This window comes from Methanosarcina sp. UBA411 (assembly GCF_002495725.1).
In the GTDB taxonomy this organism is placed as follows: domain Archaea; phylum Halobacteriota; class Methanosarcinia; order Methanosarcinales; family Methanosarcinaceae; genus Methanosarcina.
On the sequence record NZ_DAGK01000031.1, the window covers coordinates 41762 to 55963 of the forward strand.

The window sequence follows — 14202 nt, forward strand, 5'->3', positions numbered from 1 at the left end:
TATACCCCTAAAATATACCCCTATTAAATTATGGAAGGACAATAGTAATGTTTCTTTCTATTGGAAAACAGCCTCAACACAATAGTTTATAAAAATCAATTAACTGAAATGGGAGTAAGATAGTGAAATTAAAATTTTTAGTACTACTTACAACCTTTTTTATATTCAGTAATTTATCGTATTAAAAAAATTTAGAGTTTATTTTGTAAATCTTTGGTTCAAATTTAGTGTTTTTAAATCGCTCATAGGAGAAAAAGTTTGGTTTTGAGGTAAAAAATTATAATATGTTGGAAAAAGACTTATAGACAAATTTCATAAATAGTCCTATAATTCAGTTATAAAATAATGATAAAGAATTATATCCAATGATAAAGATTTACATCCCGGCAAGCTCCAAAAAAGCATATACAGGCTCGCCAGGAGACGATCTCGCCGAGGCCAAAGATCTTGAAAAGAACAAAATTCTCCCTACTTAAAAAATTAAAATCTTTTCTGCTTATTTTTATGGTTTTGATTTTGTGCCTGCCGGGAAGCCCGGGTTTTGCTGCAGGAAGTGCCGAAGACCCTGAAATAGTACAGAACTGCACATTTTCCGCTGAATCCATGGCTGAACCCATGATTGAAACGGCCCCGATGAACCCTGACTTTCTGGAAGACCAGCAGCCTGGATCAATTGAAACTTTTTCTTTTGTGAGTAGTTACGGACAGCTTTTAGGCACAGGATATAAGCCCTCGCCTGTAGACCTGTCGGGACTCGCAAGCTCTGAAGGAAGACCTTTGCTTGGAGCCTCAGGTTCAGACATTCCTGCTGTTTATGACCTGCGCAAAGAGGGAAAAGTAACAGCCGCAAAGAACCAGGGAAAAGATGGAAGCTGCTGGGCTTTTTCAAGTATTGCGTCTCTTGAATCTTATATCCTGGGAAAAGAAGGAAAAAACTATGATTTTTCTGAAAACAATATGAAAAATCTTATCTCAAAAAGCTATTTTCAGGGTTTTGATCTTACTGCAGAAGACGGTGGCAATGCGTTCATATCAACAGCGTATCTTTCCCGCTGGAGCGGACCTGTGAATGAATCCGAAGATCCTTATAGTGATTCCTCTTCCTATTCACCTACAGGACTTTCCGTACAGAAACATGTGCAAGAGGCACTTTTCCTGCCTAAAAAGACAGAACCCCTGGGTAACGAAATTCTCAAGAAAGCAATTCTTAACTATGGAGCTGTGTACTCCACAATGTACTGGAATCCTGGATATTATCAGCAAAGAAATTATGCTTATCGATATACAGGGAACCTAGCTGTCAATCATGCCGTAACCATTGTGGGATGGGATGATTCTTTTGACAGGAATTCTTTTACGCAGGTTCCTCCCGGAAACGGGGCTTTTATAGTGAAAAATAGCTGGGGTGATACCTGGGGAGATGATGGGTACTGCTATATTTCCTACTATGACACAAAACTCGGATACAACGAAAACGCCGCATTCACAGCTGAAAGTCAGGATAATTACGACCATGTCTACCAGTATGACCCTCTGGGATGGATAGTATCAAAACAATATGAAGGAAGCCTGGTTGCCTGGGGAGGCAATGTTTTCTCCTCGGAAAGGAACGAAACCCTTAAAGCCATAGGATTCTACACTACAGACCTTAATACGGCTTATGAGTTGTATGTCTACAAAAACCCCGTTTCTGGGCCTGTGAATTCAGGACAGCGATACTTTGTAAAGGAAAGTGGCCGATACTCATTACCAGGATACCATACACATGTACTTAATTCGGCAGTGCCAGTACATGCCGGAGAGAGATTTTCAATAGTTATAAAATTCACAAATCCCTCGGCTTTAGGTCCTCTTGCAGTTGAGGAGCCTATAGCCCGTTATAGCAGCAAGGCCCAGGCCAATCCCGGAGAAAGTTATGTGAGTCCTAATGGGGTCAGGTGGGAAGATATATCAAGTAATTCGGAAGCAAACCTTTGCATTAAAGCTTTTACAACAAGTAATGAGCTTCCTGAAGCTGACTTTTCTTCAAATATTACATCAGGAGTGTATCCTCTTACAGTCCAGTTCACAGACCTCTCCAGCAATGCCTTTTCCTGGAAATGGGATTTCGACGGCGACGGAAGAATTGACTCAATAGCCCAGAATCCGACCTACACCTACGGGTCTTATGGGACTTATACCGTTTCTCTAACTATCACTAACAATAAAGGATCTGACACAGAGACAAAACATGGTTATATAAAAGTGTCTCCCCTTTCAATTAATTCTGTCAACCCTAGAGGGAATGTTATAACCTATGAAGGAGAAAAGCAGGAGTTTAGTGTCAGTACAAACTATCCCTGCAATATAAGCTGGTATCTGAATGAGGAAAGCAGGGGCTTCAAATTCCGCGTTAAGAATAGTTCATACACGGAGGTTATCCGCTCACCAGGCTCTTATAATGTCAAAGCAATTGCCAGAATCGGAGACGAAAAAGTTATACAGAGCTGGAACTGGACAGTTCATACCTGGAACCCCTGGGATAGCCCTACTTCTCAAGAGGGAGAAAACATAAGCATTGAAGAGCTACAGGAAGCTATCCATATATATTGCAATAGGTTACAAATCCCGGAAACAGGAGCAGAACTCACGGATGAGAGGCTAAAAGAACTAATACAGCTTTGGCGGGAAGGTTCAGGGGAATGATGACTCCCGAGATAAAAATAGAAGGTAAATAGAGAAACAAAGCAAAAATAAACGGAAAAACAAGAGAAAAAAAAGGAAAAGAGAAAGGAAGAAACTCAATAATAGAAAAATAGGTAAAATCAAAGAAAATAAAAAAGAAGAAAAAAGAAGGAAAAATAAAGGGAAAATAAAGGGAAAAAAGAAAGTTTGTAGGTAAATTTAACTTTCCTGTACTTTATCTTCTTTTTCCAAAGCCTCTTCGATCCCTTCCCCAATTTTAACATTCATGAGAAAATCATCAACCGTTGCAAGAAGAGAGCCTATTTTCTCAGAATGAAACTGGACAGCAACTCTATCATTACTGATTTCACTTTCCATGCTTCTAAGGTTATCTGGAGAAAGAGCTTGCAGGATTTTCACAGCGTTTCTTCTTGAGTCGGGATCTGGAAATTCAATTTTACCTGTGATTTTCATAGAGATTCCATCTTTTTTCCAACTTTTTATTTTTATCACTTTTAATTTCTTGTTCCGTCCTTTTGGAGCTGGTCACCTATGATTCGATCTGCAATACTCAGGAATTCCTCTGCACTTCCAAGAGGGATTGCAGCCCCAGAAGCTACACTGTGCCCGCCTCCTCTTCCACCAACTGCACCTGCAGCTTCCCTCAGGGCAAAAGCAAGATCAAGGCCCTTTGAGACAAGTTCACGAGTGCCTCTTGCAGAGACTTTAAGGATACCTTCGGATTCATTTATGCAAATAAATGGAAGTTCGGGATGAATGTATCGGACAACCGTGCTTGCAAGGCTCCCTGTAGAAAGGGCATCAACGGTAATAACGTACCATAGATTCTCACCTTTGCGAATTCTTTCTACATTTTCCCTGACATCCAATGTGAGCTTCTGCTCATGCTCTTTTTTAAAAGAGAGAGCTTCATTGACAATCTCATGATCTTTGAGACAGAGAGAAATAGCTAGCCCATAGATTTTCTGCTTTCCGCATGTGTTAAGAATAGAGATAAAATCGTAAGCGTTTCTTACAAGCTCCTGGTTTAGCAGTAAAACTTCTCCTATAACAGCTTCAATAGCTTCCGGGCTTGCTTGCCTGACAAGTTTTAGGGCGACAGCATTGGCAAGCCTTGAGACTTCCTCCTCAGATAGGTTTTCAATCTTTCCTGAAAGCCCTAGCTGGTTCAAAAATTCTGTAACTTTTTCAGGATAACCAGTTATATCCAGGAAAGGTTCGGTACTGTATGAAAATACGTCTACAAGATCTCCATCACCCACTTTGAGTCCCTTTCGGATAGACACAATCCCTGCTTTTAAGGCTTCTTCCAGGATGAAGGCATTAGCCGTGTGAAAGAGCTGCTTGTCTCCGACTGCGCCTGCAAGGGCCAGTCCTGAGAGGTCAACGTTATTGGCTGATAGTTCTCTAGCTACCAGGTAACAGGTGCCAGAAGCCGAGATGTCAGTTGCCCCATCGATTCCAACCAGATGGGCGTTTACAACTGCTTTTGCCGGAGATTGCCCTACAGGCTGGTGGTGATCAAGCACTATAACATCGGCTGCAACCTTATCTATAAGTTCAGGTTGCCCACTGCCCATATCGCAGAAAATAACAAGTTCATCCCTAGAGACGCTCTTGTTCACATCTTCAATCACAGCTTCATCCAGTCTTCCAGCTATCGAAAGCTGGAAACAAATGCCTTCCCGCAGCAGGGCCTGTGCCATTATCCCGGCTGAGGTCAGCCCGTCAGCATCATTATGTGAGACTACACGCACAAAGCTGTGTTTCCGGATTTTTTCGGCTGCGTTTTTTGCAAGATTTATTAGTTTCTCAAGCTCGCTCAAAATCCATCACTCAAAAATTCAATAAATCAAAAGATTGAATTGAAAGATCAAATTAGCACATGCTGCCAGAGCATGAAGGATGCCAGTCTATACTGGCTTGATAATATAAAACTTTGCACATTCAATAACAGAAGAGTTTTTACATGAAATATGGGAGTTTTGGAAAAGAGAACACCGCACAAAAGTGTAGAATTACTAATAAGAAATGGAAATTAACAATGTTGTAAAACTACAGGAGTCTCAAAAATGCCAAATGATTAAATAGGGAACACCGAATTTAAGACTCTAATTTCAAGTTACATTAGATTTTGTAAGAATGCTTGTAATCGACATATATAGACTGAGACAGGCCATATAGATAACTCTTCAAGGTTATTTAATCACAAAGACGAATTCTTAAATTTATATACAAACTTCATGCCACACGAGAACAATGCCAAACCAATCCCAACATAAAAGAATCCTATGTCAAAATCTGGCAAAAGACTAAATTTCCGAATAGTAATTCCACCTAATACCATTACCACCATAATCAGGTATGACTTTTTATCAAAAAATTCCATAACAAACATTTTCTTTCTATTATCTTTACTTATTCGAGTCGTGTGCTTTTCAACTAATTTAGAGAAAATGAGAAAATAAAATACTGAAAATACTGAAGCGGCTAAAAAAACACTAAAAGCATATCTCCCTTGATTTATAAAATATGGTAGTCCAGTCTCTATTACCATTGTTCCAGCAAACATCCAAACGAGACCTGCAATCAAAATTAAATATTTATTAGGAATAGATGATTTTTGTTTGAAGCTGTCTTTCATATTACTATTTAACCTCTTGCATTCATGACATAAAAACTTATAGTATTATGGCTCCGTAGAAAACCTACATTTTAACTGAAACTACAGATAAACACATATGCATGTGGATAATCCATCTACACTCATCTGTGCCCCACTTTGTGGTTTGTAATCAAGAAATGCAATTTCAACAGAAAACATCAACTACTTTCGGATATAGCCAAAATCGAATGGTCATTTACTATTAGTTAGTTGATGTTATTTCCAAAACATTTTTAGTGGCGTATCATACCATTTTTGCAATTCAGTAATGTTAGTAACTGCTTGATACACGAAACATAAGGCATTTCTAGCACTGAAGAATCAATAATGAAAACATCAACCGCTAATGATGAACAGCCTATTTTTAATTCATTGAAATTTGTTTGTACTTTTATGTACCTACTAACAAGGTGGTTTTTTCAAGGAGACTTCCTGTTATTGAATATAAACAAAAGGTATGTATCTTTTTAGAGCTAACCAAAGTTTTCTTCTTTTACACTCTTTCCCACAGCTAATTTAATTTTTAGTAAAAGATAGTTTTAAGAAAACGAAGAATAAGTATACATGTCTCTAGACATAAAATGTTGTAAAACACATTCCCCGAAAATCTATCAGGGGTCAACTTAATTAGAGTCAACTTAATTAGCTAGAAAATATATAATATAAAACGGAAGAGAATCCTGTAAGCTTCGAACATCAGTAGTGTAGCGGTTATCACCGGGCGTTGCCAACGCTCGAACCCGGGTTCGAATCCCGGCTGATGTATTTCCCGAGTCCCGTCTCGGGAGGACGGGGCCCTTTTCGGCAGCAGAGTTGTGTTTTTCGGCACCCTGAAAACCATTTTACTGCCGCTCAAAAGAGCAAATATATTATCAAAATAAGCGTGACGGCGTGGTCACAACCCTTTTTAAGTAAGAATATGACAACGGGTAAAATTACTGTTTTCCAAAGAGCAGCATCTGAGAAAACAGGAGAATACTGGAGAACAGAGTTAAAAAAGGAATATAAGCAGCTTTGAATGCTGCTTTAAACTAAAATTTATTTTGAAATTTAGTACTTTTTTACTTTCTTCTCATAATCTGGTACACAGCTCCAAGGATTCCAATGGTCACTGCAGACTCAAAACCCGGGATAAAGCTCTTGTCAGGTTTTTCTGCATCATCTGCAGGATTCGATTTGGAATTGTTTTTAGGAGTGGAGGTTGTCGAATCGGGAGATTTGACTTTTATGCTCTCACCGGGTACTACGATTGTGAATGGTCCGAAACCCGGAGTTTTGGATTCGAAGAAGACATAGGTGCTGTCTTCACCAACTTTTTTAGTTTCAAGTTTGCTCCAAGCTTTATTGTAGTTCCAGAGAGCTACAGACGATTCATCAGCTCCGCATTTCTCAAGCCAGGACTTTTCGGCTCTGAAGCCGACAACTGCGTTTGCGATGTTTTCAGAATTTGCGATTCCTCCTGAACCTACCCAGATGTTCACGTTCTTATAAATAGAGCCTTCTGGCATGCCCGAAACCAGCTTGGACTGGCCTTTCAGCATTTCGACAATAGTAGTGACTTTTCCCATACTCTTTTTGGCATCAAACTCCACATACCTTATGCAGGTTACACCCTGTGGGAACTCGAATTTTACACGTTCTCCAGAGGTGACCGTTTTCTTGGATAGTTCTTTGACTTCAACATTGCTCTGAGGCTCGGCTGAAACACCGCCTCCGCCACCTGAACCGCCTCCGCCACCCGAATGGCCTGAATCGTCGTCTCCGTCACCTGAGCCACCGTTGGAAGATTGACTCACAGTAATTGAACAGTCGGCAGGACTGACAGAGAACTCAGTTTTGTTAATATCTCTTAAAATTCCTACAATTTTGTATGTACCGGTTGTTGCCGGAGCTTTCATAGTGTAGCTAAAACTCCTTTCAGTCATGAGCAGGAAGGAAACTTCACTGCCATTTTTAGTTACAGCTCTTTCCGGTAGGGTAGAACTAACAAATGTGAAGCCGGCAGGAAGCTTTTCAATTACCTGTCCAGCAGCTCCATAGTCAGCTACATTGACTGCTACCTGGAACTCCTGATTGGGACTTACCGAATTAGGTAAAGTCCTTTGTGCACTACCTGCAGAAGCCGGGGCAGTATATAGGGTCAGGGCCAGGAGCAGTATAATAACAAATTTAAATCCATTCCGTTTCATATCCGATCCCACCCATCAGCAAAGTATGTACCCAGAACTGCATATTTAACCCCGCTGGATACGTTATTATCCTTTACAAGATTCGCAATTTCCTCAGGAGAGAAGATCCCGTCAGAGCCCCCAAACGTTGTTGCGAGTTGATTTTCTTTCAGTACAGTGATAGAAATTCTGTCTTTATCCACAACACTGTTTCCTGAGGGATTCGCAGCCGTGAATTGGAATTTGAACTCACCTGCTTCAGTACTGGTTATATCATAGGTATATAGATCTCCACCCTCTGACTTTAATGAAACCACGCCCTGAGATATGGGGGAAAGGTCGAGAGTAACTGATTTGATTCCAGAGTCGTCTACAACCTTTGCCTTGACAGTCGAGAAATCCTTTCCATCATTAAGGATGTATGTAGGGAATGCAGATAAAGTTTCTATAGTAGGGGGTATAAAGTCTCCATTGAATGTCAGGTCGAGTTTAACTGGCGCATCTCCGTGTTTATAGGTCACGGAAACAGGCTCAGATGCAACACCTCCCAGCTTGAAGGTTATCGCTTTTCCGTTATCTTGCTCGGTACCGTTAACTGCTAACTTGTACTCTCCAACTTCTGTAAGAGTGTTCGAGCCAACAAGCTTTGAATCTATATATGCAGAGATTACGAGTCCGGGACCCGCGTGTTCAGCATCTCCTTTCAGATTTCCTTTAAACGCACTGGGGATAGGAGGAATATCTGAAGAAGAACTGCTGGCAGATGCGGCCGGAACAAATAACATGCCCAGTAGTAGAATAACCAGGCATGATAAAACTTTTAAATGTTTGTCCTTGATCGTCATCATGTCACCTTGAAATTTTACCGTTAATCATGCAGACTTTTTTTCAAAAAGTCCTTCAGGGATTCCTTCTAGATCCCCTCCCGAAATTGGATCCGAAAGCAAGCAGAAGTATGCCTGCAACCGCATAGGCAATAAGGAAACCTGGAGCACTTTCTGGTTTAGGAGAACTTTTGGAAGGTTCTGCCACCTCTGACTCTACTGCCTCTTTATCTTCGGAATTCTCCCTTGAATTTTTCAAAGCCGTCATATTCGGCTCAAGGACTGAACTTTCAACAGTATCGGCTTTGGAATTCTCTACGGAAACTCCCTGTTCTTTATTATCTGTCAAAGATTTTGAACTTGTTTTTAAATTTGAATTACTATTTGTGCTACTAACTGTGCTACTCTTTGAATTACTATTTGAATTACTATTTGAATTGCTATTTGAATTATCTTCATTAGTTTCGGAATAGATTGCCTTACCATCAGGTAGCTCGAGAGTAACTATAACTCCGGATTCCCAGGCAACACTGCTTGTGGCATCCTTTCCATCTACCTTAAAAGTAACCAGTTTTCCTTTATCTGCGGCAGCTCCAGAAATCAAAAGATAGTAATTTCCAGAGGAAGTATTTGCGAGAAACTCTGTTCCGTTAAGATAAGCTGCAACAATAGTCCCATCAGGAGCAGGCGTGCCGTCAATAAGAACAATCCCTGTTACTGTCATCGGAAGCATCGGGGGGGATGGAGGAACATCCGCTGTTGCCATACATCCCTGGGAAAAGGCCAGGAAAAACAGCAGTGTTATGGATATTCCTAAAAGGCCATTTTTCAATATTTTATTCATCGTAGACCTCCAATTATATGTGAACAACAAAAAGAAAAAGAACCATTCAGCCTGAAAAGGCTGAAAAGTCAGTTGTTCTGGGAATTAGCCCTGTGCAGACGGATCAAAACCCTCCGGCCAAGTAGACGGATCATTCAGATCAAAGCCTTCCGGCCAAGTAGACGGATCATTTGGATCAAAGTTATCCGGAAAACCGCCGTTGTCCGTTCCACCGTTACCATTCTTGAGTATATCCATGTTGTACACGTTTTCGATGGATGCATAGGTACCTTCATTCTTGATGAAGATCCAGTAGCCCTGTCCAGGAACCATATAGCTGTCAGACTGAAGTGCTCCAACTGGCAAAGAATCAGTACCATACATGTACTGGAGCTCTCCAGTGCTCATGCTATCTGTCATCTCAGGAATTATGCCACCCCAACCTTCATTACCGCCATAGGTTATGAGGTTGGAGAACTTGTAACTGTTTATATTGATAAGACCATTGAAGACCTTGCCACTATCACTGAGAGAAGCCAGAGTCATGTTCCAAGGTGCAGCATATGCAGAGGTGTGTCCTATCATGTGCCATCCGGGACAGAGAGTTAGAGAAGCGGGCACATCAGGTTTACCGCTGTCAGAAGACATTCCCTTAAGTTTGACGTTGTACGTGCAAGACTCATTGGTATAAACCCAGTAACCCTTGCATGGCTCGATAGTTTCAGGGAATTGCCAACATGAGCCATCCCAGTAGAGAACTGTGCTGTCTTCACCAAAGACCGATTCCGAACAGTCGTATGAAGCAGCGAGTCTCTTCGGCACGGATTTCAGGTTCCATCCATCATCAAGCGTGATATTCATGTCTTCGTATGTCCGAACCGGACCACACATGGAAAAGGATTTGTCGTAGTTGGAAGCGTTATCGCGAGCAATTACAGCTACCCAGTAGTCCTTGCCATAAATAAGGGGCTTTCCGACGTAGTCCTTAATGGTCAAACTCGTATCGGACGTAGAGGTTACTTGTTCCATATCCTCAATACAGCTTGGCTTAGAGGTGCTAATGAAGACGCCGTAAGGCTTAGAATCAAGATCTTTATCGGTGCTTGCATTCCAGCTAACGTATAATCCAGGAGAATTGTTCAGGTCAGTCCAGTTAGTTTCACCCGGCGTATCTTCAACTTTCAGGTTTGCTACACAAGCCGGGGCAACACTGTCAACGGAGAAATACTTCACAGAAGGCTGGTAGGTTTTGCCGGTTGTACTGTCGGTGACAGCTACTGTCCAGTTTTTGTTAATTCCATCTGGTACCGAAGCTTTTATGGAATAGATGCCTTTACCGACGACGAAGCAACTCCCGTCGCACTTTCCTTCAGTACATTTCACGCAGCCATTTTCTCCTTCGTGACCGCTATATCCTCCTTTACAGTCGCAGTCGCAGTTGCAACTTGCCGCTATTTCTTTACCGTCAACGAGAAGTTTATAGGTAAAAGGTAGTCCTGCTCCTTGTATCTCGGATTCATTCCCGATCCCGAAAGGTGGCCATGATCCTCCGTTATCTCCTGTATTTCCTGTAACAGTGAAGTTGAACGTCGGGTTAGCAGAAACGTATCCTCCATCAGGAGTATCGATGTTCACTGTAAGCCCGTTAAGGTCTACATAGAATTTCCTGACTTCACTATTAGCGCTGTTTCCGGCTCCATCCTGAACTGAAACCGACCAGTTGTGAGCACCATCAGTAAGTTGAACTTCCTCGGTCACAGGCACTCCGGAACTTGCAGTTCCAGTAATATTATTTCCGTAACCTCCGTAACGCTTAGCAACTTGTCCATCTATGTACAGTGTATATGTCAGGCCAAGGTTAGTATATTGAGCAGCTAAAGCATCCTCACAGGTGAAGTTGAACTCAGTGGCGTCATTTATTACCTCTTTGGAGCAGTCTAGAGGAGAAACAAGTTTTACACTGGGACATTTAGTGTCCACGTACAAAACACGAGAGCCGGTCGTGTGTACGCTTCCGTAATTATCCCTGGTTTTAACTTCCCATGTGTGAGAACCGTCAGCCAGCTCAAACTCAAGTTTTTTATATGAGCCAGAGGTTATAACCCCGTTATTCTTTGCGATACCATCAAGATAGAATGTGTAAGTAACTTCACCTCCAGTTTGACCGTATCCAGAATCGTATGCAGTGAAATTGAATTTGACACATTTTTCGTTGGCAAACTCGGAGTTAGGGCTAATTACCGTTATGTATGGATCACCAACTCCAATTTCACCAGGGAAAGATCCATCGCCTAGCAGATTACCCAAATCGTCAAAGCCAGATACGCCTATATCCAACGGACCATTTGCATCCGCTGGAATCGGATAGTTATAAGCAAAGGTGTCACCATCTACTTTATCCATCGGAACATCAGTCACTGAATCAGCGCCTACTAATTTTACATTACTAACTCCGGGTAAGCCAGTGCCAATTGATATATTGGCATGATCTACAGGCCTACTGAAATTGGCTATGATATTTACAACGTCTCCTGGCCTAAAAGTACCAGTTCTGTTGAGTGCGATATCAATGCTTAAATAGTCACCACTAACATTAAACGCAAGTGCGTCAATGTCTTTTGCAGGTTCGCCATTCAGCAGCAGAGTGTCGTTTACATCAAATGCAGATATGTCTACATCCATAGGGTCACTTATTATCTCCACTGGAACAGTATAGTTAAAAATAAAGGAATTATCATCAGTATCCAGTGAATCCATCGACTCATTAGATGAACTCATATCGTTAGTAATCGATATGTTGGCGTGATCAACAGATGTATTGAAATCAGCGGTGATGGTTACAACATCTCCCGGTATAACATTGGTTTTACTGTATGTGACATTAATGTCTGTATCTTCTTCAGCTGCACTTGCTACCCCTAGTAAAAGGGACATAATTAGCAGTGCACTAAATAGTATCAATCTTTGTTTCATATTTACACCTAGATTCCGCAAATATCCAATATTCTTCCAGTTTAGATATCGAATAAATCTTTGTTAATAATATTATATAGTTGGAAGATATAGCAGATCCCAGCTATCAAAATAATTCTGACAAACAGTATGAATATATCAGAAGGTTATGAGCCCCAGTTGGAAAATAAATTAACACTGTTTGACAACTGTAGATTATAATTTACCCCTATTTTTCAACCCAACCCCCTCTATATAATTAGATTGATATTGATCTTATCTGTTCGGTTGACAAGAAACCCAACGCTTCTCCGAAATCGTGTTTGGTAGAAGTGGGGTAACATTAATCCTGATGCGGCAAGTATTAACCTCACTGGTTTTTGCTGCTCAGGGAGGTTGATAATCCGTTTTGTGTCAGTGCTGACTAAACAGCCCTGAGCGTGAGATATGTACCTATTATCAAAAGGTGGAGATTTGTTGTGAGCTAAATTTCCACCGACTGTAAGCGTTTGATTTAATGCAGAGTACACATCTCTGTATATTATCTTAGAATGATAATATAGCTAAGATTGCACTATAACTGATATAAATCTTTCTGACAGTATAGAATAAATTTATTTATTCTGTACTAAAAAAGAATGTGGTATATTTTGATAAAAGTTGTTTGGATTATTGGAGTTGAGAAATCTAGATCTATTTAAGGCATAGTAGAAAAATAAAAGATATTAGATCCTAAAAGTAGAAGATTTAAAGAGTAAAAGGTTTTGTTTTGAAAAAGATTTATGAGATATTTAAAATCTTGAGATTAAGAAACTCTTGAAAGAAAACCACATTACCATTTTCAAAACCTAAGCTGATAAACTTAAAATGTTGAAAAAACATAATTTAATAAAAACATTTTTTATGCGGAAGGAATGGGGGGCTTAAAATTCGATATACATTCCAGAATTCTACTGAGTTTCCAGTTCAGAGAGACTTTATTCAAGATATGCAGAATTTCATGGCGATTTCAAAAGAAGTCATACCTCTGGAAAAATCAGCTATCGTGATAAAAAATGAAAATCAAGAAAGGCGTGCAATCTTCGAAAAAAAGATTCAAGAAATAGACCTATTTGAGAAGGAAATAAGAGATTGTATTGAAACCCGCGCGGCCGGAGTAGATGCAGCTGAAATTCTTGAGGTCAAAGAAAGAACACTTGAGGCGTCCTCAAGCGTGGCGCTGACAAAGAAAAACGAAAAACTTTCAGATCTCGACAAGGAGAATAAATTGGATCTCATGGAACTGCAGCAACTTGACACAAGGATACTCTCAACCCTTAGTCTTTTTTTTGAAGACAGTATTTATGGAGCTCAAAATGCATATTATGCATTCATAGAGGATAAAAAGCTGAGGGGAAAAGAGATTAGTTTTATTGACAACCTGCAGTATGAATTTGAACTCATGTTTACACAGGACACCCTGAAGGTAAAAGACCTGCAAAACCTAACTTTGCCGCTATGGTCAAAGAGTGGAATCTTATCCAGAGAGAAAAAAGTAAAGAGACTCGATGTATCTGATTTCCATATCACGAATATCGAATATGAGGGAAACAACCTTAGAGCTGTGCTCGAAGACAAAGATGCGGAAAACAGGTTCATAATTTCTTCGGATGAGAAAGCCTTCCTTATTATGCACAGGGATTATGAAATAACGCGAGACGAAGAACTGAATGCCGCCTTAAATAGCGATTCAGTCAATGCTTTCATAATAAAGTTAAGGGGGTTTTTCACTGAATTCATGGGATCGAAGAGTCTCAGGCGTATCATGCTTGACGGAAAAAACGTCATTGAAGAAAACAGGGTTTTTGATTGCCTGAAACTGATTGCTTCAATATACGGAAAACTGGTAACGGAATGCCTTGAAAAAGGATATACTGAAGGGGAAATTACCATCAAGATCGAAGAACCAGAAGGGATGAGGACAGAGAAATATCTTGAGAAGTCGGAAATTTTGAGAGAACTTTCAACCATTGGAAGGGAAGGGGAAGAACTTACTACACTCCTGAGGGTTACGGAGGCTTGAGAAAAAAGATAGACAGGCAAGAA

At 40.5% G+C, this 14202-nt stretch carries 9 protein-coding genes and 1 tRNA gene; 3 read left to right on the plus strand and 7 right to left on the minus strand.

Annotation, left to right across the window (positions count from 1 at the left end; translation table 11 throughout):
• Positions 1-504 precede the first annotated feature (504 nt).
• Entirely contained in the window at positions 505-2685 is a 2181-nt protein-coding gene (locus BP861_RS11385; protein ID WP_292375614.1) for a lectin like domain-containing protein, read from the plus strand.
• Between the two features lie 198 nt (positions 2686-2883).
• Here the strand turns inward: BP861_RS11385 and BP861_RS11390 are convergent, their stop codons facing one another.
• The 3 genes from BP861_RS11390 to BP861_RS11400 form a co-directional block, all read right to left on the minus strand.
• Positions 2884-3138, minus strand: a complete 255-nt coding sequence (locus BP861_RS11390) for a KEOPS complex subunit Pcc1 (RefSeq protein WP_292375616.1) — start codon at positions 3136-3138, stop codon at positions 2884-2886.
• Between the two features lie 41 nt (positions 3139-3179).
• A complete protein-coding gene (locus BP861_RS11395) occupies positions 3180-4511 on the minus strand; it encodes a single-stranded-DNA-specific exonuclease RecJ (RefSeq protein WP_292375617.1) in 1332 nt (443 codons plus the stop codon).
• A 380-nt stretch (positions 4512-4891) separates the two neighbouring features.
• On the minus strand, positions 4892-5329 hold the full coding sequence (locus tag BP861_RS11400) for a hypothetical protein (RefSeq protein ID WP_292375619.1): 438 nt from the start codon (positions 5327-5329) through the stop codon (positions 4892-4894).
• Positions 5330-6043: 714 nt separating this feature from the next.
• On the opposite strand from BP861_RS11400, the gene BP861_RS11405 reads away from it, so the two are divergent.
• Positions 6044-6115, plus strand: a tRNA-Gly gene (locus BP861_RS11405).
• A 296-nt stretch (positions 6116-6411) separates the two neighbouring features.
• On the opposite strand, the gene BP861_RS11410 is transcribed toward BP861_RS11405, so the two are convergent.
• The 4 genes from BP861_RS11410 to BP861_RS11425 form a co-directional block, all read right to left on the minus strand.
• Positions 6412-7539, minus strand: coding sequence for a PGF-pre-PGF domain-containing protein (locus BP861_RS11410; RefSeq protein ID WP_292375621.1), 1128 nt, complete (start codon positions 7537-7539; stop codon positions 6412-6414).
• The gene (locus BP861_RS11415) at positions 7536-8303 is read right to left on the minus strand and encodes a hypothetical protein (RefSeq protein WP_292375622.1); all 768 of its coding nucleotides are present in this window, start codon (positions 8301-8303) and stop codon (positions 7536-7538) included. The genes BP861_RS11410 and BP861_RS11415 overlap by 4 nt, the downstream gene beginning before the upstream one ends.
• Positions 8304-8418: 115 nt before the next feature.
• The gene (locus BP861_RS11420; RefSeq protein WP_292375625.1) at positions 8419-9186 is read right to left on the minus strand and encodes a hypothetical protein; all 768 of its coding nucleotides are present in this window, start codon (positions 9184-9186) and stop codon (positions 8419-8421) included.
• An 84-nt stretch (positions 9187-9270) separates the two neighbouring features.
• Positions 9271-12099, minus strand: a complete 2829-nt coding sequence (locus BP861_RS11425; RefSeq protein WP_292375627.1) for a hypothetical protein — start codon at positions 12097-12099, stop codon at positions 9271-9273.
• Between the two features lie 1006 nt (positions 12100-13105).
• Between BP861_RS11425 and BP861_RS11430 the strand changes: the two genes are divergently transcribed.
• Entirely contained in the window at positions 13106-14179 is a 1074-nt protein-coding gene (locus BP861_RS11430) for a hypothetical protein (protein WP_292375629.1), read from the plus strand.
• Positions 14180-14202 lie beyond the last annotated feature (23 nt).

Bases quoted from the DNA above. Each gene is read 5' to 3' on its own strand.
- BP861_RS11385 (WP_292375614.1), top strand. From the start codon at position 505: ATGGTTTTGATTTTGTGCCTGCCGGGAAGCCCGGGTTTTGCTGCAGGA.
- BP861_RS11390 (WP_292375616.1), bottom strand. From the start codon at position 3,138: ATGAAAATCACAGGTAAAATTGAATTTCCAGATCCCGACTCAAGAAGA.
- BP861_RS11400 (WP_292375619.1), bottom strand. From the start codon at position 5,329: ATGAAAGACAGCTTCAAACAAAAATCATCTATTCCTAATAAATATTTA.
- BP861_RS11410 (WP_292375621.1), bottom strand. From the start codon at position 7,539: ATGAAACGGAATGGATTTAAATTTGTTATTATACTGCTCCTGGCCCTG.
- BP861_RS11415 (WP_292375622.1), bottom strand. From the start codon at position 8,303: ATGTTATTTGTTCCGGCCGCATCTGCCAGCAGTTCTTCTTCAGATATT.
- BP861_RS11420 (WP_292375625.1), bottom strand. From the start codon at position 9,186: ATGAATAAAATATTGAAAAATGGCCTTTTAGGAATATCCATAACACTG.
- BP861_RS11425 (WP_292375627.1), bottom strand. From the start codon at position 12,099: ATGTCCCTTTTACTAGGGGTAGCAAGTGCAGCTGAAGAAGATACAGAC.
- BP861_RS11430 (WP_292375629.1), top strand. From the start codon at position 13,106: ATGCAGAATTTCATGGCGATTTCAAAAGAAGTCATACCTCTGGAAAAA.